This is a genomic window from Priestia taiwanensis (genome assembly GCF_014638355.1).
Classification (GTDB): domain Bacteria; phylum Bacillota; class Bacilli; order Bacillales; family Bacillaceae_G; genus Priestia_D; species Priestia_D taiwanensis.
In genome coordinates this window covers 163,088-185,935 of the sequence record NZ_BMFK01000001.1, presented here as the reverse complement: position 1 = coordinate 185,935, position 22,848 = coordinate 163,088, and the positions used below count along the sequence as shown (strand labels likewise).

The 22,848-nt window shown below is 39.0% G+C and carries 21 protein-coding genes and 1 other annotated feature; of the genes, 3 read left to right on the top strand and 18 right to left on the bottom strand.

The features are described from left to right. Positions 1-77: 77 nt before the first annotated feature. Both IEV41_RS00950 and tyrS read right to left on the bottom strand, forming a co-directional pair. Positions 78-374, bottom strand: a complete 297-nt coding sequence (locus tag IEV41_RS00950) for a WXG100 family type VII secretion target (RefSeq protein WP_188386590.1) — start codon at positions 372-374, stop codon at positions 78-80. Positions 375-633: 259 nt separating this feature from the next. Next, a complete protein-coding gene (gene tyrS, locus IEV41_RS00945) occupies positions 634-1,878 on the bottom strand; it encodes a tyrosine--tRNA ligase (protein WP_188386589.1) in 1,245 nt (414 codons plus the stop codon). Positions 1,879-1,928: 50 nt separating this feature from the next. Beyond that, positions 1,929-2,135: a binding site (T-box leader), on the bottom strand. Between the two features lie 209 nt (positions 2,136-2,344). On the opposite strand from tyrS, the gene IEV41_RS00940 reads away from it, so the two are divergent. Beyond that, positions 2,345-2,734, top strand: coding sequence for a hypothetical protein (locus tag IEV41_RS00940; protein ID WP_188386588.1), 390 nt, complete (start codon positions 2,345-2,347; stop codon positions 2,732-2,734). 16 nt (positions 2,735-2,750) lie between these two features. Here the strand turns inward: IEV41_RS00940 and IEV41_RS00935 are convergent, their stop codons facing one another. From IEV41_RS00935 to rluB, 6 genes are all read right to left on the bottom strand, one after another. Beyond that, positions 2,751-4,526, bottom strand: a complete 1,776-nt coding sequence (locus IEV41_RS00935; protein WP_188386587.1) for an ATP-binding protein — start codon at positions 4,524-4,526, stop codon at positions 2,751-2,753. Then, positions 4,526-5,242, bottom strand: coding sequence for a response regulator transcription factor (locus IEV41_RS00930; RefSeq protein ID WP_188386586.1), 717 nt, complete (start codon positions 5,240-5,242; stop codon positions 4,526-4,528). Before IEV41_RS00930 ends, IEV41_RS00935 begins: the two co-directional genes overlap by 1 nt. Before the next feature lie 194 nt (positions 5,243-5,436). Continuing rightward, complete coding sequence (ccsB, locus tag IEV41_RS00925) at positions 5,437-6,621, bottom strand: c-type cytochrome biogenesis protein CcsB (protein WP_188386585.1); 1,185 nt, start codon at positions 6,619-6,621, stop codon at positions 5,437-5,439. 18 nt (positions 6,622-6,639) lie between these two features. Then, positions 6,640-8,253: a cytochrome c biogenesis protein ResB gene (resB, locus tag IEV41_RS00920; protein ID WP_188386584.1), complete on the bottom strand. Its 1,614-nt coding sequence runs from the start codon at positions 8,251-8,253 to the stop codon at positions 6,640-6,642. 43 nt (positions 8,254-8,296) lie between these two features. Further along, positions 8,297-8,824, bottom strand: coding sequence for a thiol-disulfide oxidoreductase ResA (gene resA, locus IEV41_RS00915; RefSeq protein ID WP_188386583.1), 528 nt, complete (start codon positions 8,822-8,824; stop codon positions 8,297-8,299). 48 nt (positions 8,825-8,872) lie between these two features. After that, the gene (gene rluB / locus IEV41_RS00910; RefSeq protein ID WP_188388627.1) at positions 8,873-9,598 is read right to left on the bottom strand and encodes a 23S rRNA pseudouridine(2605) synthase RluB; all 726 of its coding nucleotides are present in this window, start codon (positions 9,596-9,598) and stop codon (positions 8,873-8,875) included. 304 nt (positions 9,599-9,902) lie between these two features. Between rluB and IEV41_RS00905 the strand changes: the two genes are divergently transcribed. Continuing rightward, positions 9,903-11,189 carry a LysM peptidoglycan-binding domain-containing protein gene (locus IEV41_RS00905; RefSeq protein WP_188386582.1) on the top strand — a complete coding sequence of 429 codons (1,287 nt, stop codon included), beginning with the start codon at positions 9,903-9,905 and terminating at the stop codon, positions 11,187-11,189. A gap of 36 nt (positions 11,190-11,225) precedes the next feature. Here IEV41_RS00905 and IEV41_RS00900 read toward each other — a convergent pair whose 3' ends face one another. The 7 genes from IEV41_RS00900 to IEV41_RS00870 all read right to left on the bottom strand — a co-directional run bounded on the left by IEV41_RS00900 (position 11,226) and on the right by IEV41_RS00870 (position 18,224). Further along, the gene (locus IEV41_RS00900; protein WP_188386581.1) at positions 11,226-11,762 is read right to left on the bottom strand and encodes a spore maturation protein; all 537 of its coding nucleotides are present in this window, start codon (positions 11,760-11,762) and stop codon (positions 11,226-11,228) included. Next, the gene (locus tag IEV41_RS00895) at positions 11,759-12,355 is read right to left on the bottom strand and encodes a nucleoside recognition domain-containing protein (RefSeq protein ID WP_188386580.1); all 597 of its coding nucleotides are present in this window, start codon (positions 12,353-12,355) and stop codon (positions 11,759-11,761) included. Before IEV41_RS00895 ends, IEV41_RS00900 begins: the two co-directional genes overlap by 4 nt. Continuing rightward, on the bottom strand, positions 12,348-13,487 hold the full coding sequence (locus IEV41_RS00890; RefSeq protein ID WP_188388626.1) for a D-alanyl-D-alanine carboxypeptidase family protein: 1,140 nt from the start codon (positions 13,485-13,487) through the stop codon (positions 12,348-12,350). Before IEV41_RS00890 ends, IEV41_RS00895 begins: the two co-directional genes overlap by 8 nt. 141 nt (positions 13,488-13,628) lie before the next feature. Next, positions 13,629-14,483, bottom strand: a complete 855-nt coding sequence (ant(6), locus tag IEV41_RS00885; protein ID WP_188386579.1) for an aminoglycoside 6-adenylyltransferase — start codon at positions 14,481-14,483, stop codon at positions 13,629-13,631. A 25-nt stretch (positions 14,484-14,508) separates the two neighbouring features. Then, a complete protein-coding gene (locus IEV41_RS00880) occupies positions 14,509-15,603 on the bottom strand; it encodes a site-2 protease family protein (RefSeq protein ID WP_188386578.1) in 1,095 nt (364 codons plus the stop codon). 96 nt (positions 15,604-15,699) lie between these two features. After that, complete coding sequence (locus tag IEV41_RS00875) at positions 15,700-16,785, bottom strand: site-2 protease family protein (protein ID WP_229722106.1); 1,086 nt, start codon at positions 16,783-16,785, stop codon at positions 15,700-15,702. A gap of 533 nt (positions 16,786-17,318) precedes the next feature. Continuing rightward, positions 17,319-18,224: a superoxide dismutase gene (locus tag IEV41_RS00870; protein WP_188386577.1), complete on the bottom strand. Its 906-nt coding sequence runs from the start codon at positions 18,222-18,224 to the stop codon at positions 17,319-17,321. Positions 18,225-18,396: 172 nt separating this feature from the next. On the opposite strand from IEV41_RS00870, the gene IEV41_RS00865 reads away from it, so the two are divergent. After that, positions 18,397-19,947, top strand: coding sequence for an ABC-F family ATP-binding cassette domain-containing protein (locus IEV41_RS00865; protein ID WP_188386576.1), 1,551 nt, complete (start codon positions 18,397-18,399; stop codon positions 19,945-19,947). 41 nt (positions 19,948-19,988) lie between these two features. On the opposite strand, the gene IEV41_RS00860 is transcribed toward IEV41_RS00865, so the two are convergent. From IEV41_RS00860 to IEV41_RS00850, 3 genes are all read right to left on the bottom strand, one after another. After that, the gene (locus tag IEV41_RS00860; protein WP_275583688.1) at positions 19,989-20,543 is read right to left on the bottom strand and encodes a DinB family protein; all 555 of its coding nucleotides are present in this window, start codon (positions 20,541-20,543) and stop codon (positions 19,989-19,991) included. A 109-nt stretch (positions 20,544-20,652) separates the two neighbouring features. Further along, positions 20,653-21,684: a YdcF family protein gene (locus IEV41_RS00855; protein WP_188388624.1), complete on the bottom strand. Its 1,032-nt coding sequence runs from the start codon at positions 21,682-21,684 to the stop codon at positions 20,653-20,655. A gap of 129 nt (positions 21,685-21,813) precedes the next feature. Beyond that, entirely contained in the window at positions 21,814-22,821 is a 1,008-nt protein-coding gene (locus IEV41_RS00850) for a ClyA family alpha-helical pore-forming toxin (RefSeq protein ID WP_188386575.1), read from the bottom strand. Positions 22,822-22,848: the final 27 nt, after the last annotated feature.

The window sequence follows — 22,848 nt, the reverse complement described above, 5'->3', positions numbered from 1 at the left end:
ATTGTTGTATGACTTAATGAAAAAACAAGGAAAAACACTATATGTAATATGTTCCTTGCTTTTATCCACATACCATCTTATTTGAAGCCAAAATTACGAGATAAAGCTTCGTCATGCTCTCTCATAGCACCAGCTGTCTGCTCTAATTGATGTTGGATAGCCATTAACAACTCAGCGAAGTTTTGAACTTTCGGTCTTAATTGGTCCCATTGTTGTTGGAAACCTTCGAATGCACGACCTTCCCATTCTGTTGCTAATTGATCTTGCAAACTTTGTAATTGAGTTAATACACTAGTAATCTGTTCTGAACCTTGTCCGTAGCGCTTCGCTCTAACCTCTAACTCTGCTGGACTAACACGAATTTGTCCTGCCACGATACTCCCCCCTTTCTTGAACTAACCATTATTTGGCATTTCACCAACATAGTAACATATTTCCCATAAATCTTTCAATTATTATCTGATTAATCTAAAAAGAATAGTTCTTTAGTATGACAATTTTTGCATTTCTATTATTTTACATAACTTCTATACTACTTCCTACTTATATATTTATTAGTTGATTACACTGTTTATAGTTAACCACCTATACCTATCACTACTAGAAGTACAAACACCGCATTGCTTCATTCTCTCATTTTGGAACAACTTTCATAAATTTACGTTTCCCCACTTGTACGATAACTTCTTCTACTGTGGATACGTTCAGATGAATGTTCTCTACTTTCACTTGATTAATACGTACACCGCCATTTTGAATCATTTTACGCGCTTCTGTTTTTGATTTCAGTAACTCTAACGCCATCAATAACTCAACGATTGGCACCTCTTGCGGACCGTTCCATGTGATAATTGGCATATCATCTGGAAGTGCTCCCTTTTGGAAGATAATTTTGAACGTTTCTTCCGCTTTGTCAGCCACTTCTTCTCCGTGGTACATCGCAACAATTGTACGAGCAAGGTGCATCTTCGCATCACGTGGATGAAAAATGCCATTTGTAAGTTCCTTCTTCACCTTCTCTTTTTCATCAAGAGATAAGTCCGTTACAAGGTCAATGTACTTCCCGATTAACTCATCTGGTAGCGACATCGTTTTTCCGTACATATCATTCGGATCCTCATCAATACCGATGTAATTATGCTTCGACTTCGACATCTTCTCTACGCCGTCTAAGCCTTCAAGTAACGGAAGTAATAAGACTACCTGTTTTTCTTTCCCGAAGTGCTCTTGCAAATGTCTTCCCATTAACACGTTAAAATGTTGATCTGTTCCACCAAGCTCAACATCGCTTTCGAGTGCTACAGAATCATACCCTTGCATCAGTGGGTAGAAGAACTCATGTAAAGAAATTGGCTTTCCTTTCGCTAGGCGGTTGGCAAAGTCATTACGCTCTAGTAAGCGTGCAACTGTAATACTAGATGATAAATGAATAAGTTGCTCTAACTGTAACCCTGCTAACCATTTCGAATTGTAGTGAAGTTCTACTTTCTCCATATCTAGCACTTTCCCAAATTGTTTGAAATACGTCTTTGCATTTATCTGTACTTCTTCCGTCGTTAACTGCTTTCGAATTGCCGATTTCCCCGTTGGATCACCTATTTTACCTGTAAAATCACCGATAATAAGCTGAATGATATGCCCGTTTTCTTGAAATTGCTTTAACTTGTTTAAGACAACTGTATGCCCTAAATGAACGTCAGGAGCGGACGGATCTAACCCTAGCTTAATTTTTAGAGGTATGTTGTGTAACACTGATTTTGCTAGCTTATTCTTCAACTCAATCTCTGGAATAATCTCTTTCGCGCCATTATGATAAATCGCAAGTTGTCTCTCTACTTCTACTAGTTGTTCCTTTGATAACTGTTTCAGAAAATCCATCACGTATTCCTCCTAATTTAATATGTAAAACACAAAAAAACACCTCCAAACAAAGGGACGTGTATAACGCGGTACCACCCTTCTTGAAGATGTATCTTCCACTCATCGAAATAACGGTTCGCCCGTCCTTTGCTACTTGTTGTTCACAAAGAAAGTTCAAGGATGTATTTCATTATCATCTATGTACTGGCTCGCACCATCCACCAGCTCTCTTCAACAGGGAGATAACAACTACTTATTCCTATCATGACATTTCATGTATATGCCTTTATTATAATTTAAAAATTAGAAAAAATCAAAATTTTTATTACGTATGATTTTAATTAATAGTAAAATCTTAATGAGGTATTTATTATTGCGAATACTAGTACATTTCTACCCCTCCCTCTTCTATCGATACGTAACTCTAAAGAAAGGACTTATCTCCTGTCTACACGAATATAGTATACAAACGGAGGTGCTTTCTATGAGAAAATTACGTCCGCTCTTTAGTCTCATCTTCCTCTGTCTCCTCCTATCCGCTTGCACTCAAAAATCAGAGCCCCTAACAAAAGTGACCATCCAATTAACAGAAGCAACCGGTAAATACGGAGCAGAAAAAGTTGTTTCCGACGATTCAACCTTATCCAAAATAGAACATGCACTGCACAACGTAAAATGGGAAAAAGGTGTCCAACCATCCATGGCACGAAAAGAAGATGTATTCATGAAAGTAACATACGAAAAACGCGAAGCCGCATATATGATTTGGTTCAATCCAAATGGAAGTGCTACGTTGCTCGGTGACACCAACGACGAAAGTTACGGAACATTAGAAGATGCTGTATCATTCAAAGAAATAATACTCCTAAACTAAACAAAGAGATTGGCTATCAGCCAATCTCTTTGTTCGGTAAAAAGACCGTAAATGTCGTTCCTTCACCATAGACGCTTGTAACACTAATCTTTCCTGCATGTGCATCGACAATATTCTTCGCAATGGCAAGGCCTAGACCTGTGCCAGCACGTCCTCTCGTTCGTGCTTTGTCTGCTTTGTAGAAACGTTCAAATACGTATGATAAATCTTCTTCTGGAATACCTGATCCAGTGTCTGTTACTTGGAACTGAATTCCTTCTTGTTTTTCCTCTACGAATAATGTGACACTGCCTTCATCTGGTGTATGACGAATCGCATTATCAATTAAATTCGTTAATACTTGCTCAACACGGTCACCGTCAAATACATGTGTTGTGACATCATTCATAAATGTCGCCTCTAAATGAATGTTCTTATCCTTAGCAATACCTTGGAACTTACGCGTGATTTTCTCTACAAAAGCTTGAATATTCATCTCTTCCATATTCAATTGAACACGGCCACTTTCCATTCTTGCTAAATCAAGTAATTCATTTACTAATCGTCCTAGACGAAGTGACTCTTCATAAATAATTTGGACAAGCTCATGCTGCTCTTCCTCTGTACTCGCAATACCGTCTAAAATAGCTTCACTATACCCTTGTAGCATCACCATCGGCGTACGTAATTCGTGTGACACGTTCGCGATGAAGTCAGTGCGCATCTTATCAAGGCGACGTTCTTCGGTCATATCACGTAAAACAGCTACAGCGCCGCGAACCTTCGTCTGGTTGTACAGCGGTGTCATAATGATTACCCAGTTTCCTTTTGTCATATCAACTTCAATAACTTGCTCGGACTCTGTTTCAACGACGTTATGAAATAGTTGAACTAACTCATCTGGTAAATTACGATTATTCAATTGCTGCATACCACGTTCTAAAAACCACGTCTGCATAAATTGCTGGGCTGGTGGATTTGTTAAAAGGATTTCTCCTTTTTGACTAAGGGTAATAACACCATCCGCCATACTGCTTAAAATACTTGATAATTGTGCTTTCTGTTGCTTAAGGGCATTTATGTTAAACTGTAATTTTCGTCCCATCTGATTAAAGGCACGCGCAAGGTCACCGATTTCATCTTTTGAGACAATTGGAATCTTTGCATCATATTTCCCTGTTGCAACTTCTGCCGCTACTTCTTTCATTTTACGAAGTGGCTCTGTAATTCTTGTCGATAAGAAGAACGAGAAAATTGTCGTTAAGATAATTGCAAATCCAGCCGATAGGAAAATGAATTTAATCATGTGATTGGACGTATTCTCTACTTCTTGCAAGGAATGTTGAATAATAACCGTATCCATTCCTGATATCGAAATTGGCATCGCAATAACAACTTGATGCTGACTAGCAAATTGATCTGACTCAGATGATGATTCTAGTAGCGTAATTACTTTCGTTCGTTCTGTGAACGCTTTCGCTAATTCATCGTTTTCTTTTATTTCTTCCAAAGAAAGTTCACTTACGAACGAATGTGAATCTGAGCGCCATACACTCCCGTCTTCCTTCACAATGGTCATTCTTGCTTGAGATGTCATAAGACTTGTTGCAAATTTATGCAACAAGTCTTCCGAAATGTCTTCATGTACCATTTTCACAACACGCTCAGCATTTTCTGTAATACGACGTTCTACCTCTTTCTCGTAATAGGTCTCGAAATACCCCGTTAACAAAATTGTTAAAAATGCTAATACAAATGATACGAGAAGAAGAATAGTGAACCATAGCTTTCCTACTACACTACGCCAAAGCATTACGCTGTTGTCACCTCAAATTTATACCCTACACCCCATACTGTTACGATCATTTTCGCTGCATCAGCTGATTTCTGATTCAACTTCTCGCGTAAGCGCTTCACATGTGTATCGACTGTACGTAAGTCACCGAAAAATTCATAGTGCCATACTTCCTTTAATAATTTCTCACGATCGAATACTTTATCTGGCGATTTCGCTAAGTATAGAAGTAATTCATATTCTTTTGGTGTTAAATTCACATCTATTCCATCAACAGATACACGGTGTGCATCGTTGTCAATTGTTAAATGAGGGAATACAATTAAATCTTTAGATGTTGTGTCTGTATTAATAAATGTCGTTGTCGACGCTCTACGTAATAACGCCTTGACACGAAGAACAACTTCACGTGGGCTGAACGGTTTCACAATATAGTCATCTGTCCCCACTTCAAATCCTTGTACGCGATTCACTTCTTCGCCTTTTGCTGTTAACATAATAATTGGAGTTGATTTACGCGTACGAATTTCTTGGCACACTTCAATTCCATCTTTCTTTGGCATCATTAAATCTAATAAGATTAGATCATAGTCATTCGTGATTGCTTTCTGAAGAGCTATCTCGCCATCCTCAGCCTCTTCAATGATGTAGCCTTCTCGTTCTAAGTACATTTTCAATAATCGACGAATACGATCCTCGTCATCTACTATTAGAATTCTCATTTCTTTTTCCATGAAAGCAACTCCTCTCGACAACATTTTACAAAATTTCAGAGGCAAATGCCATATATTTTTCATTATTTTCCATAGCTTTGTCAATAAAAACGACTTATACACTATATCTAAAGATTTTTTTGGCTATATATGGTTATATTCTTCCCATATTTTAAAAAAAGAAGCCCTGAAACAAATCAGAACTTCTTTTTTCATTATGCATAAGAGTGCAAGCCAGCGATTACTAAGTTAACAACAACGAAGTTAAACATAATAATCATGAAGCCAATAATTGCAAGCCATGCAGACTTCTCTCCGTGCCATCCTTTTGATAATCGTAAATGTAAAAATGCTGCGTAGAATAACCACGTAATAAGCGCCCACACTTCTTTCGGATCCCAACCCCAGAAGCGCGTCCACGCAATTTGTGCCCAAATCATCGCAAATACTAATGCACCTAACGTGAAGACAGGGAAACCAATCGCAACCGAACGATAACTAATTTCATCCAATACTTCCGGACTAATTCGTTGAACCGTCGGCTTTAATAATTCACCTAATCGCTTACGTGTAAGTAGACGGATTAGAATGTACAGAATAGTACCCGAAATAACTGACCAAATAACAGTGTTAAATTTCTTACCATTAATAATCATTGGAACTTCAACAAATCCATCTTGCTTCCCTTCCGTTAATAACTCCCCTTTGTAAGGTGTTACTAATGCCGGAAGTGTATATGTAAGCTCTGCTTCATGTTCTATTTGTTCTGCATTTTTCGTTACATACTTAAACTTAGCTTCGTATTGCATGCTTGAATACACAGTCGTCATAAGAATGAAACCTACTGTACATACAACGAAGAAGAATACTACTTCTAACCAGAATGTTTGCTTGCTTTTCTTCGCTTGATTTACTTGGCGAATTAAATAAATTAATCCTGTTACGAAGCTAATAGAAAGAATCGCTTGTCCAGCTGCCGCTGTAATAACATGAATATATAACCAATGTGTTTGTAACGCTGGAATAAGCGGTGAAATCTCCCTTGGGAACATACTTGCATACGCAATTAATAGAATAGCAACTGGTAATGCAAATAATCCAACAACCGCTACACGGTACATAAAGAAAATAATGATGAATGCGCCGACAAGCATCATCCCAAAGAATGTCGCGAATTCAAAGAAATTACTTACAGGCGCATGTCCCCCTGCAATCCAACGCGTAACGAAATAACCTAATTGACTGACGAAACCAGCAATCGTTACGGCAATCGCAATTGTTGCCGATCTATTCTTATTGCTGTCAAGATTCTTCTGACGAATTGCACCGCCAAAAAAACATGTCGCAACTAAATATAAAATAAACGCAACGAATAATAAATTACTGCTTAATTCTGCCAACTTTCTCCCACCTTACACCTAGTTTTTCTTTTTCTGGTCCTCTGGACGCACGATTGATGTCCCTTCAAGCACTTGATCAATTTCTTTCGTGAAACTGAACCAGTTCTTGTTCGTATACCCCGCTAGGACAATCTCATCGTTTATACGTTGAATCCAAATACGACGGTGATGCCAGTACATCCCTTGTATAACACCTACCATAAAGATAAAGCCACCAATAGCCAGAATCCATAACGTGTTGTCTAGACGAACTGTCAAGCCACTTACGTCACGCATTTCCACGCCTTTGAATGCCATCTTGTATTGGTTATCGCTTGTATCACTTTCAATCGTTTGCATAATCCCAACGAAACTCATTTCCCCGTTTGGTTTATCCTTCGTGTACATCTTGAACACAAATGCCGGGTTATTCGGAATTGGTGTTTTCGTATTCGGTTCTCCATTTTCGTTGAAATAGAAGTCTGGGAAATATTCAACAATTTCCACTTTATTACCATTACCTAAATCGTAACTACTCTCCGGATTATTCAAATCCACGGTAATGTCCCCTAGCTTTTCTTTCGTTGTTTTATCTTCTAAATAGAAACTCATCTTGCTTAACTCGTCTGCTTTATAATCAACTTGATAGACAGCATACCCATCGAATTTAAGCGGTTGGTTCACACGAATAGATTCTTCTTTCACTTCCGTTAAAGTTGGTTCAGCTCCGACTGTTCTTTCCTCTGCCTTATATAAGACTAAATCTGACTGATAGTTCTTCGCAATTGTTTTATCAATTGATTCAAGCGCATCTTTAAACACTGCTTTATCTTTGTCTTTGTCGTATACCTCTAGCGTAAATTCATTGTTCTTCAAATAATATTCATCATTTGTGCCCGGAATCGCTTTTGTCTCCCCTTCACGAAGCCATAGCACTTTGTCCACATACATACCAGGTACGAAACGTAACATACCACCAATTAAGAAAATAATTAACCCCACGTGGTTCACATATGGACCCCAACGTGAGAAACGTCCTTTCTCCGCTAAAATGTTGCCATTTTCCATACGGATATTGTAGCGCTTACTTTCTAATTGTTTTGTTACTCTTGCTAACTCTTCATCCGTCACATCTTTCGTTATACTATATAAACGTTGACGCTTCATGAAGCGCTCATGGCGAGTAACACCTTGGTTCTTCAATGCCTTATATAAAGGTACAACACGGTCAATACTACAAATAACAAGCGACACACCAATTAAGGCGATAAGTAGTAAATACCACCATGAACTATATAAATCATGGAATCCTAGCTGGTAATACAACTCACCGAACGTGCCGTATTGTAGATAGTAATACTCACTCGGATCAATTGTTGGCGGAATATACATCTTCTGAGGAAAAATCGTCCCTACTGCTGATGCAATCAATGTAAGCAAAATTAGCCATACGCCGACTTTCACAGATGAGAAGAAGTTCCACACTTTATCAATAATCGTCTTCTTATAAACGATAGAGCGTCGTGCAGACCCTTCATACCTCATATCTAATAGTTCATTACTATCTTCATTTTGAAATGGTTTGCCACAAGCTTCACAAAAAGCTGTTCCAACGTGATTAATATGTCCACATGAACATTTAACTTCTTTCATTCCTTCCACCCCAATTACATATTAATTCTATAAATATGGAAAACTATGACGGCATGATTTCTTTAAAATATTCCTCAAATTCAGCTTCTGTCTTGATGCCTGTAATCATCCTCACTACTTTTCCATCTGAATCGATTAAGAACGTCGTTGGAAGTGGTACAACTTTATATGCGCGCTGTACATCACCTTTTGTATCCATGACACTTGGAAATTCCAAGTCCATCTTCTCTGCGAATGTTTGTGCAACTAATGGTGTATCGCCCGCATTAACACCAAGTACTTCTACACCTTTATCTTTGTACTTCTTATGTAAGTTATTGAGAGCTGGCATTTCTTCTTTACATGGTGGACACCACGAACCCCAGAAATTAAGTACTACCCCTTTGCCCTTGTAATCTTCTAAACTAATTTCCTTCTCATTCAAATCTTTCAATACGAAATTAGGAGCCACCTCTCCCATTGTGAATGTTTCTTCCTTCTTCGTATAGAAGTTCTGATACAGCGTATACCCAACCGCACCGACAAGTACAAGTAAGATAATTGTTCGGAAAATAAGTCGGTTCTTCTTCATGAAAATTCCCCCTTTTTCATCCGCAAGAAATAACAAGCCTAAGGCTTGTTATTTCTTATGAGCTGCTAGATGACGCAATTGCTTCACTTCATGTGGAGAAAGTGCACGCGCTTCTCCTGGGCGCAGTCCTTCTACTCCTAAGAACCCGAAGCGTTCACGTTTTAACTTTAATACTTGGTGACCAATAGCTTCAAGCATGCGACGAACTTGACGGTTACGGCCTTCATGAATAATTAATTGAACAATAGCTGTTCCTTTCTTCTTATCCACTGATAATACTTTTACCTTTGCAGGAGCTGTCTTACCATCTTCTAATTGAATTCCACGCTCTAATTCACGCGTTTTCTCACGAAGTGGAATGCCTTTCACTTTCGCTACGTATACTTTGTCCACCTCGTATTTCGGGTGCATTAGTAAGTTCGCGAAATCACCATCGTTCGTTAATAATAAAATACCTGATGTATCATAATCTAAGCGACCGATTGGATAAACACGTTGTTTTAATAACGGGAAGAAGTCCGTTACCACTTTTCTTCCTTTATCATCGCTCACACTCGAAATAACACCTGTTGGTTTATATAGTAAGTAATAAACTGGCTCTTCGCCTTCGATACGAACGCCGTTCACTTCAACCTTGTCAGATCGAGTAACTTTCGTCCCTAACTCTGTTACGACTTTGCCGTTTACTTTTACCTGTCCCTCTTTTATTAATTCCTCTGCTTTTCTACGAGAGGCAATACCTGCTTGCGCAATTACTTTCTGCAATCTTTCCATGTTTGTCATTCACCTCTCACCTATCTTACTCTGTAATGTAACTCAAAACAAGTGAAGTCACTCATTTACAGTGGAAAAAACGACATTTTTCACAATTCCTTCAATTTCTATATTTTTATTTCGTCAGCTCGGCTCCTCTAACTTGACAAATCCACTCGTGCCAATATTTACACTATTTACACATGAGTAATAAGTTCTTCTCTACAAAGTTTCACCTTGACGTGCTCGGACATTATCATATTTCTCTTTGTGCGCAAATAAAATAGCAACGATAAGATTTTTTCATAAAGGAGGCGCAATTGATATGATACAAACAGTCGTTGTATCAAAAGGAGAAACAATCAATTCCGTCGCACAAAAATACGGAACATCTGCCCAGTCTGTTCGTTCCTTAAATGAACTAGACCCCGGTACATCTTTAGTAGAAGGGCAAACGCTCGTTGTCAACACTCCAGATAATCGTTACTATGTTCAACCTGGCGACTCTTTATATAAAATTAGCCAAACATATAATATTAGCCTACAACAATTAGCGAGTGCGAACGGTTTATCCCCGAACTCTCAACTCAATATCGGACAGCGTCTATACGTCCCAGTCGGACAGAAACGTTCCATTGAATCTGTTGGTTACTTACAACCAACGAGCGACCCTATTAGTCAAGCGCTACTGAATGCCGCACGTGATAACAGTAGAGATTTAACGTACATCGCACCATTTAGCTTTGAAATGAAACGAGACGGCACATTAAAAGAACCGCCAATCGAACCAGTTATTCCAATTGCCGAACAAAACAGAGTCGTTCCGATGCTTGTTGTAACGAATATTGAGAACGGTAGCTTCAGTCGTTCACTTGCCACATCTGTATTAAGTAGTGCAGCCGTGCAAGATAAACTTATTACAAACATCATCCAAACGGCTCGGAAATACAACATGGGTGACGTTAACTTTGATCTTGAAAATCTTGCGCCTAGCGATCGCTATCCGTACAATGCGTTCTTACGCAAAGTGAAAGCTCGTCTCCCTGAAGGTTTCATGTTAAGTACAACACTCGCACCGAAAACAACTTCAACCCAAACAGGTACACATGCAGCACAAGATTACAAAGCACACGGAGAAATCGTCGACTTCGTTGTTATCATGACATACGACTGGGGTTGGCAAGGAGGTCCACCTCGCGCCGTATCACCAATTGGACCAGTACGGGACGTAATTAAGTATGCAAAAACACAAATGCCCGCACGAAAAATCCTCCTCGGACAAAATTTATACGGGTTCGATTGGACACTCCCGTTCAAACCAGGCAATCCGCCAGCGAAAGCATTAAGCGCCAAAGGAGCAGTCGATCTCGCGAGACAAAACAACGTCGCAATTAAATATGATTCAAAAGAACAAGCACCAACCTTCAAATATTATGATGCACAAGGTCGACAGCATGAAGTATGGTTTGAAGATGCTCGCTCTGTTCAGCAGAAATTCAATTTAATTAAATCGGAAGGACTACGTGGCATTAGTTATTGGAAATTAGGCTTACCATTCCCACAAAACTGGGTACTACTCCGCAACAATTTCAACATCGCCAAACTCCGCTAATAAGAAAACAAGCATGGTTGCTCCCCATGCTTTTTCTTATTTTCCTGCAAAGAAAATAGACACGAACACAATAGAACATACAATACCAATGAAATCTGCCCACAGTCCGACCTTTAGCGCGTAACGCATCTTCTTAATACCAACTGCGCCGAAGTAAACAGTCAAAATATATAATGTCGTATCCGTACTCCCTTGTATCGTTGACGCTAAGCGACCAATGAACGAATCAGGTCCATACGTCGCAATCAAGTCGGTCGTAATACTAAGTCCAGCTGAACCCGATATTGGACGAATGAACGACAACGGAACAATTTCCGACGGCACACCTACCATATGGAGAAATGGTTTGATTAAGTTAACAAAATAATCAAGCGCCCCAGAAGCTCGGAAAATACTAATCGCAACAATCATTCCAACGAGGAAAGGAATGAGTTGCACCGCTATTTTCACCCCTTCTTTGCCACCTTCCACAAATACTTCATACGTCGGAACTTTCTTTATTGTCCCGTACAACAAAATAAATCCAATGAGAAAAGGAATAAGCCACAGAGAAATCGTATTTACAGCACTCATTTCTTTCCTCCTTTTTTCACACTACGATAATAATAAAAGCGGTCTATCATTAATGCACACATCATAGATACACACTGTGCTAAAATAGTGACACCAACAATTTCCGTTGGATTCGCTGAATTGTACGTCATTCGAATCGCTATAACGGTCGTTGGAATTAATGTAATAGCGGATGTATTAAGCGTCAAAAATGTAATCATCGATCGGCTCGCTGTATCACTATTGCCGTTTAGTATCTTCAATTGTTCCATCGCCTTAATTCCCATCGGTGTTGCCGCATTCCCTAAACCAAATACGTTCGCAATCATATTTGATAAGATGAAACCAAAGGCTGGATGATCTTTTGGCACTTCTGGGAATAACCGACGGATAAGTGGCATAAACAACATTGCTAACTTCTTCAACAATCCTGCCTCTTCTGCAATCTTCATTAGTCCTATCCAGAACACAAGCACGCTCACCAGGCCAATACAAATCGTAACAGCACTTTTTCCACCTTCGAAGACAGCTTTGTTCACCTCATCCATCGTCCCGTTCACAATCCCAAAGATAATGCCAATAATAATCATTCCAACCCAAATAAGATTAACCATCCACTTCTTCACCAACCATCATCGAGAACACTTCCTTTATTCCATCAAGCCAATACGATGCTTGTAATTTCAGCTTACTCGAACTATAGAACAGAGCCTTCTCGCCGACTTTTTTCTCGCCTATATAAATAGAAGCAAGACCTACTTTGTCCCCGTTTTTAAATTCCTTTCCTTCTTCAATCTCATATCGTATGTCAACTTCACCCTGCTCTTCCGTCGTTAATGGGTACTTATAGGCATCTTTCGTATATACATGGCCTTTCAATTCCTTTGGTACCTCTCCAACAGGGCCTTTTTTAATTAATTTCACTAAGTCATATTGGTCAAATCCCTTATTAAAGAGCGAAATATGATCATTCCAATCATCACCAGCTGTAATTGTAACGCAAATTAAATTCTCCTTTTCTTTGGAAGCTGTGGATACGAGCGTACGTCCAGCTTGCTTCGTGAATCCAGTCTTTCCACCTGTACTAAATTCATATAGACCTGTTAATAGCTTGTTTTTATTTTTCCATGCATAATCCCACGATTGCTCTGTATTTGGTGCTTTATGAAACTTTGTTCCCGCAATTTCGCGATAATCTTCATGTTGCATTGCATAACGAGCTAATATAGCCATGTCATACGCAGTGGAATAATGTTCAAATCCTTTTCCATCTAAGCCATGTGGATTAATGAATTGTGTATTTAACATACCAATTTCTGCTGCTTTCTCATTCATCATGTAGACGAACCCTTCAATACTTCCACCAACTGTTTCTGCAATTGCCTGCGCTGCGTCATTTCCAGAACGAAGCATGAGTCCATATACTAAATCCCTTAACTTAATCTTTTGTCCGGGTGCTAAATAAATAGATGAACCTTCTGTCCTTACTGCCGTATCACTTATCGTTACCATCTCATCTAACTTACCAGATTCTACCGCAAGTACAGCCGTCATGATTTTTGTAATACTTGCAATCCGCCTTTTCTCATGTAGCTTCTTTCCATATAATACTCGTCCTGAATCTTGTTCCATTAAGACTGCACTATATGCACTCACATCCGTATTTATTTCGGCATATGTATATGACGCCCCGTAGCTACTAACGCATAGTACTGCTATCATGATGAGAAGCACAATCTTTCTTATACGCATAACAAATCCCCACGTCCTTTTTGCTGTTTTTGTACAAGTGTATGCACGTTGTACAAGCAAATATGACTTGGGGATTGTATCTAGTTGTTCATAAGTCTATTTCATTCTTCTATTTATCTATTCTCTTATACAACACTATATATCTGTTTGTCTAATCCATTCTATATACTTACTACCTTTTTCATCGTAATTAGGATAAGAATAATTCAATATGTTAGACACGACGTGCGACGTTTCTCTAAACAAGGCGAAACTAGTATATAATCCTTCCCACATATCTTCATACGAACTCATTTTATACGTCGCTACCAATGCAGTCCACGTTTCCCCTGAAACATACTTTTGTAGAAACTTATCCGACTTACCAACACTTAAGGAGAAATCCGTCTCAATCCCAACTTTCCAACGAAGCATCGTAAGTAACTGCGGGCGACATACACTGTTCATCATCTCTGCCGCAACTAATAGTTCTCTTCTCATAAGACCCTTTGTCACATATGTAGCCGACATCCAAAACTCATTACAACAATCATCAAATGATTGACTACTTGGTTTTTGAATGTGATACATCTTATCTGTCGCAATGACAGGATGCTGGATTATATTATCTTTATCTAACAACACCTCTACTAGCCCGTCGCTATTTTTGAAATACTCCTCATATTCATGAAGCGGAATAAGAGTTAGATCCATTTTGACACCATCTTCAAAAATGATGATATACGAGAACCAACTTCCGAGCTCTGATGGAAATAACTCCATCGCCTCGGGTTTTTGAAGCATTAACCTTTTGCCAAAATAGTCTAGCCAATCATCACTCTTCTTGAAATACTCTATGTCTGTTACAAAGTAACTAAAGTCATAGTCTTGGAACTTATCTGTTGGAATGTTTTTATTCGTTAATGAACCTTCTAACGTAAAGATTCTTATTAACTCACAGCTTCGTGCAAAGCCTATCCCTACATCTATCATCGCTTTTCTACCCCGCACTATACTCGCCTCCGTCATACATCGCTCAACGATTTTCTTCAATAAACATATCTAAATCAATAATTTCTTGTCCGTATAAATGAAGTCCACCAAGCGTTGCTACTAACAACACATATGCCAAGAAGTACGTCCATCTTACTTTCGGTGTGGCAACGTAATAATGCTTGGTACGGTCTTTTTCGTCTTTTAACTCTTGCAACTCCTTACAGCGTTTCCCATATGCCTCTTCTAACTCTTCTTCCGTCTTTGCACTTCGATGAAACGCGTCATAAAACAAATTCACAACAATCTCTTCTACTCTCTCTTCTTTAACTGGAAAAATTTTCTCTTCCAAGAAGTAATTGTGACGTCTCTTCACCTCTACTCCAACATAGACGAACGGCATTCTCCACTCTTCCTTTGATTCAAAATACTCACGGTACGGCTGTATGTACTTCTCATGAACATCAATCTGTACTTGCAAACGTCCCAATCGCTTTTCTTCGGTCACCCGCTCCCACCACGTCATCGCACCAATAATCAAAATAAACACTAAAAATCCCGAACCCGTCATATATGTATACACGCCAAGCATCATCAACCCGATAATCCACAGTTTCGTCGATACGACAGAGATGATACGTCCGCCATCAAGCGGAGATACTGGCATTAAATTAAATAAATTAATAAGCGCTCCTAACGCAATAACTAACCCAAAGAACGGCTCATCTGTAATGAGATACAATATAATGGCTGGCAAGATCGAAAACAACCCAAAGAGAGGTCCCATATAGCCAACGAATGCCTCATCCTTTGCATTTTTCGGCATTTCTTTTAACCCAATAAACGCACCGACAAATGGAATAAAAATTGCCGACGACGTCTTTAGTCCAATTCGCTTCGTCGCCCATAAATGCCCCATTTCATGTACAAATAGTAGATAAATAATCGCAACCGCAAACATCCATCCATATACCAATCCGTACGCGAATAAGGAAAGAATCATACTAATAGTAGTTGGTATTTTCAGAAACTTCAAGATACTAAGCACCCATTTCAACTTCGTTAAAACAAGCACCCCAATGACACCAACTGTTCCCCATTTTAGTTTCTTCTCTGTTTTTTTCTCTACTGTTTCCATCCAATCCCTCCCTCTATCTACCTCTATTATACATGACGAAAAGGGATAAAAAGGAAAAAGGTGACTCCTTCATGAAGAAATCACCTTTTGTTCCATTTACCTATTTTCTTCAACAAATCCTTTTAAATCAATAATCTCCTGTCCATACAGGTGCAGTGCACCAAGAACAGCTACTAACAATACGTACGCAAGGAAATACGTCCACTTTACTTTCGGATCTGCCACATAGTAATGCTTTGTATGTTCTTTTTCATTTTTTAGTTCTTGAAGCTTTTCACATTGTTTTCTATATGTTGCTTCTAATTCTTCGTCCGTCTTTCCTCTTCCGTGAAAAACGTCGTGTATTGTATAGACAACACTTGCTTCTATTTTTTCCTCTTTCGTAGGCGATGTATTTTCTTCCTTAAAGTATAGATAACGTCTCTTCACATCCATTCCAACGTACACGAACGGCATTCTTCTCTCTTCTTCCATTTGAAAATGCTCGTGATATGATTGAAGATACTTCTCGTAAAAATCAATTTCTATCTGCAACTTATTCATACGTTTCTCTTCCGTCACACGTCTCCACCACGTCATAATACCAATGAACAAGATGAAGATTAACAGCAACGAACCACTCATATATGTATACACACCGAGCATAATCAATCCGATAATCCACAATTTCGTCGACACAACCGAAAGGATACGCCCCCCATCAAGTGGAGATACTGGCATTAAGTTAAATAGATTAATAACCGCCCCCAACGCAATTACTAGTCCAAAGAATGGCTCATCTGTCATATAATACAGAACGATTGCTGGCAAAATCGAAAACAATCCAAACAACGGCCCCATATATCCAACAAATGCTTCATCTTTCGCATTTTTCGGAAACTCCTTCATTCCGACAAATGCACCGACAAATGGAATGAAAATCGCCGGAGACGTCTTCAACCCAATACGCTTCGCTGCCCATAAGTGTCCCATTTCATGCACAAATACGAGATAAATAAGTGCAACTGCGAATAACCAACCATATACATATCCATAAGCGAATAAGGAAATAAGCATACTAATCGCTGTTGGGATTTTTAGAAACTTTAAGGCTACTAATACCCATTTAAATTTTGATAGAACGAGCAATGCTACTGCCCCTATCGCTCCCCATTTAAAATTTTTCTTGTCTGTCCTCTCCATGTAAAACCACCTCTTCTCCTACATTATATAACATTTCCTCTCATTACTAACATTAATTTGAAATCCCATCTTCTATATGTCTATTTAAACCGGTACAATATAAATGGAAATAGCAAAGAACTCTCTCCAGAAATTACGAAATTTTGATATCGAAAGAGTTATTGGTTACCACGGGGGATTGTCCAATACAAACGTGAAGGAACAAATTGAAGAACTTTCAAGGGGATAAGATAGGAAAATGATTGATAATAAAGTAAAATGACTGATTTTTTCCAAAAATAATGAATAAATTTTCAAAAATAACTGATAAAAGTGAAAAAATGACCGATATATGTATTACAGCGGCTGACAACGCACTAAAGCAAACGCTAATTGCTTGCTAGTCGCAATATTTTCGATGTACCAACTAAATGGTTGCATCCAATCGATAATCCCCTAAATTATCGATAAACCTTCTAAAAAAGGAGTTGTTACATTGGTGACAACTCCTTTTCCTATTATGAAAGACCAATGATATTCATTCACAATGGTTCCTAATAACTCTTCCACTTCAACTGACTCGCCTGATAGTACCTGTCCTCCACATCACGCCAATTCACGATATTCCACCAATTCTTCACGTATTCCGCTCGCTTCGTTTGATACTGTAAGTAGTATGCATGCTCCCACACATCTAAGACGAGAAGTGGAATCGTATCCCACTGGGTAAATAGCTGATGCTTCTCCGTCTGCAAAATTTCTAACCGATGCGCACGTGGGGACCATACTAATAATGCCCATCCAACACCTTCCACTTGATTCGCTGCTTCGGTGAAATGTTGCTTAAAATGCCCAAAACTCCCAAAGTCACGACGAATCCGTTCTAACAACGCACCTTTTGGCTTGCCTCCACCATTTCTACTCATGTTATTCCAGAAAATTGTATGCAAGTAATGACCAGAGCCGTGAAATGCAGCTTCTCGCTCCCAATGTTTCAACAACTCGTAATTCCCTTGCACCCTCGCCTCTTGCATCTTTCGCTCTGCTTTATTCAATCCATCAACGTAACTTTTATGGTGCACATCATGATGGAGCACCATAATTTCTTTCGCAATGTACGGCTCTAATGCATGATATGGATAAGGCAATGGAGGTAACTGATGCTCTCCTATCCCTACCCGTATATCATCGTATGCCCGCTCCAACTCTTCTCCTTGCTTCTGCCTTAGCATTTCCCATTCTTCTTGAATGTCCTCTACTTCCGCCTTCACTTCATATGTAAAGGCTAAATCATAATGTGCTTCATTCGCACCAATTCGATTAACTAACGCCTGTACTTTGTCTGCCAAGTCGTGTTTGTCGAATTCATCTTCTCCTCGTTTGTACAATGCTTGTAGCAGTTGACCGCACCATTTTCGTACTTCACTAAAATACTCGTTTACTTGTTCAAACGATGACATTATCCACCTCCAAAACAGTTTTCCTTCTACTATATGAGCGGAAAAATTTAAATATAAATGTCCAATGTGAAACAATACATAGGTAGGAAAATTATCCTTGCAACAAAACCATTTCTCTTTTTGCAAAGTTCATGTATAGTAAGGAAAGGATTATTAGTAGGAGGCAAAAATCATGGCATTATTAACTGTTGAAAATTTATCCCATACATTTGGCGATCGTGTCTTATTCGAAGACGCATCTTTCCGTTTATTAGCTGGCGAACATGTTGGGCTAGTTGGTGCAAACGGCGTTGGTAAATCAACGATGATGAATATTATTACAGGACAACTTGTTCGAGATACTGGGAAAGTAGAATGGACTCCACGTGTTAACTACGGTTACTTAGATCAGCACACTGTCTTAACACCAGGAAAGACAATTCGTGACGTTCTAAAGGACGCATTCTTACCTTTATTCGAACAAGAAGCAGAAATGAACAAAGTTACTGAGCAGATGGCAACTGCATCACCTGAAGAATTAGAAGTATTATTAGAGAAAATGGGTAATATTCAAGAAAAACTAGACGCTGGTGACTTCTACATGATCGATGTGAAAGTAGAAGAAACAGCACGTGGTTTAGGTCTTGATGCAGTCGGTCTTGACCGTGACGTAACGGCACTAAGTGGTGGACAACGTACGAAAGTATTACTTGCGAAGCTTTTATTAGAGAAGCCAGAAGTATTACTACTGGACGAGCCTACGAACTACTTAGACGTAGAACACATTAACTGGTTAGCGAACTACTTAAAAGAATACCCATTCGCATTCATGTTAATCTCGCATGATACAGAATTCATGAACAAAGTTGTAGACGTTATTTTCCACTTAGAATTTAGTAAATTAACTCGCTACACTGGAAGTTACGATAAATTCTTAGAAATGGCCGAAATCAACAAGAACCAACATGTTGCGGCATATGAGAAACAACAAGAATTCATTAAGCAACAAGAAGATTTCATCGCACGAAACAAAGCCCGTTACTCAACAAGTGGACGTGCGAAATCACGTCAAAAACAACTTGAGCGTATCGATCGAATTGACCGCCCAATGGAAGCGGTCAAGCCTGAGTTCGAATTCAAAGAATCTCGCGCAAGTAGTCGTTTCGTATTCGAAGGGAAAGACTTCGAAATTGGATACACACACGCCCTTCTTCCAAAGATGTCAATGGAAATCGAACGCGGTGACAAGATTGCAATCGTAGGTTGTAACGGTGTCGGTAAATCGACATTACTAAAAACAATCATGGGCAAAATCCCAGCAATTAGCGGTAAGTTAGAGCGCGGTGACTTCCTATTCCCAGCATACTTCGAACAAGAAGTAAAAGCAGGAAACTCAACACCACTTGATGAGATTTGGAACGAGTTCCCAGGACTTGACCAACACCAAGTACGCGCAATGCTAGCTCGTTGCGGTCTGAAGAACGAACACATCACTCGTCCACTAAGCATGCTAAGTGGTGGAGAACAAGCAAAAGTACGTCTAGCGAAGCTAATGAACAACGAATCTAACTGGATTCTATTCGATGAGCCGACAAACCACTTAGACGTATCAGCAAAAGAAGAACTGCAACGTGCCCTAAAAGCATATAAAGGAACAATTCTATTAGTATGTCACGAACCTGAATTCTATGAAGATTGGGTAACAAAGACGTGGAACGTTGAAGAATGGTCGATGAAGAAATAAATAAACTAACACCCGAAATGACGCCATTTCGGGTGTTTTATTTATTCCCACTTCTCAACATTACTTTCCCCTACTTCTTTCTTCTTCGCATACAAATACACGATATAATCTGTCATGACAGAACGATAACCAAGTTGATGTAACATCGCAGCAACGTTACCACGGTGGTACGTGCCATGGTTCACCACATGCGAGAGCAATTCTCTTACACTCCCATGTAATAATTCATCATCTAATGGATGCTCTACTATAAGTAACTTGTCAATATTCTCTGAATTACTTAGAAACACTTCATATTTCTTTACCATTTCTCCAAATAATAATTCTACCTCTTCAAAACTCTTCGCTTCTATTTCTTCTTGCATCTCCCACGTTTTCTTCATCGCTTCTTGAAAACGTTGCCCAGATAACACATCAAACCAGCATAAATCTGCAAGGTACATGTGAGATAACACACTAGCTATAGACGGAAATACACTTTCTATCTCTTGACGATATACATCACTAGGAAGTTCCCTTAATTTATTGAAAATCTGCGTATTCGCCCATACATTGTACTCATATAAGTCTCTTACTCCATTTATCACATTCATCATCCCCTTTCTCTCCCATTATACACGAACATACATTCTCACAGAAGCGTTTTTCCAATTATATACACAAGAAGGCAAAATAAAAAAGCTCGAAGAAAATTCGAGCTTCCCTTTAAGATAACAAATACAACAGTCCAGCTAATGCACTTGTTCCTCCCAATATAATTCCGATAACGATACTGTGACGCTTACGGTTCATCACAAACACAGCAATGTACTCACGAATCATCGCATTTGGCCAATAGTACCGAGCTGTCTTTGATCCAATTCCTTGGCTATTTAATCCTGCTTCCTTCGCATATAAGCCAGCACGGAACAGGTGGAAATTGTTCGTTGTGAAAATACTTTTATACGCTTCTCCTTTTAATGAATCCATGATTCTTTTGGAGAATAGCATATTTTCATACGTCGTCGTAGACTTATCCTCTCTTAACGTATGCTCCTCAGGGATTCCCTTCTCAAGCGCATACTGTTGCATCGCCTCTGCTTCTGGAAGGTTCTCGTCAGGACCTTGGCCTCCGGATAAAATAATTGTAGGAGGCGCCGTAACTTTCGCTTGCTTCCAATAGAACTCAATCGCCTTATCAATTCGGCTTCCTAAAAGCGGTGGTACTTTGTCATTCACAAGACCACTTCCAAGTACGATAATAAAGTCTTGATTGGATTTCGGTCTATTAAATTGATACAAGAAATATGCCGTTAAGAAATTAAATGCATTGAAGAACAAATACACAACAACCATATTTACTCCAACGTATACTGTTTGAAACCCGTCTGATAAGAACTGACCTAAGCTAATCATATTTAAAATAATAATGGCCAAAAGAAACATCCCAAAAAAGAGTGTTAAACAGTTAGCAAAACGCCTTCCTTCTTTTTTAAGTAGAACCTTGGCGTTCATAAACATCGCAACCATCAACGCAACAAATCCAAAACTAAATCCGAACAATACAATAATAATTGGAATAAGTACAAGAATCATAAGAGCAGAATTACCTGTGCTCAATACTAATGCAATAAGGAACACACTAAACGAACCAAAGAATAAATTGAACAATAAACCATTGATTACTCTTCTAGGTTCTTTTATATAAAATCCTAGAAAAATCGCGAGCAAAAGAATGGTAATAGTCCCTAAAAAAATCAACATTTCTTTCTTAACACCTCTTTATTTATAGACATCTCTCTATTATACACATGGAAATGTATGTTTTAAATTTTTTTCATAATAAAGACTTCGATGCTATGTAAAAAAGAATGCACATTATTCCCCTTATCCTTGTACCTGCTCCGCATACTTTTTCAATTCATACCAGCTATCCTTCGCCGTCTGTAAGTCTTCTTTTATAAAAAGAAGTTCCTCTGGGCTAATGACGTGAATGTTTTTCAAAAGTGTGTGGTACTTTGCTCCAATTGTGTGCCAATTGTTCGCTACATTTTGGAGCGATGTAATGGCGGCATCTATCATTGCTGTCATATCTGTTAATTTTTGTTTCAAGTCTGTTAATAGAACTACTTCCCTTTCAGTAATTGAAATTCTATTTTTTATTTTCTCGATTGCCGCATTAGCTTCTTTCTTTTTGTTAACGCCATCTGCAATCATTGGTCCTCCAGCGATACATCCAACGATAAGTGCACATAGTGCTGAACCTGTCCCGATGAGGATATTTCCTGATTTAATGATGGCATTTTGTTGTTCAATTTCCCGTTGCAGGGCTGGGATACTCGCATTTGTACTTGCTAATACGGATGTTAGCTGATTCGCACTCTCTTTGAAATTCTTCGTATCCTCGGCTAGCTTATTACGGAATGCTGTAATCTTCTCAACGACCGCTTCTACTTCCCCTTTGTTCTGTAACACACTTTCATATAGTTGCTTTACTTCCTTTTCGATTTGCGGTACATCTTCTTTCTCCACTGCTGATCGTAACGTGTCATAATGCTGTTGGAATGTATCGTTATACGCAATAATTGCTTCGTTCGTTTTAGCCAGTTGCGGCTTAATTGTATATAGCCACTCTTTGGCATTCGCCTTCGCAGTTTGTCCATGCTTCTGCACCGCTGATCGTAGTTCGGTATGCACACTTGGAACATCTGGTAATACCGTATCTCGTATCGTATTCGCATATGCATCGATAACAATTGTATTAGCCGCAACATCCGCTGTAACCCTTTGGAGTTCAGCAGGGCCGAGTGAATTTGTCGTCGCAGAAGCATACATCGGTACAAGAAGGGACGTAATCATTGCGACGATGACACCCTTCACCCAGTTCTTCTTCATCCTCTTCACCTACTCCTTAAGAAATCT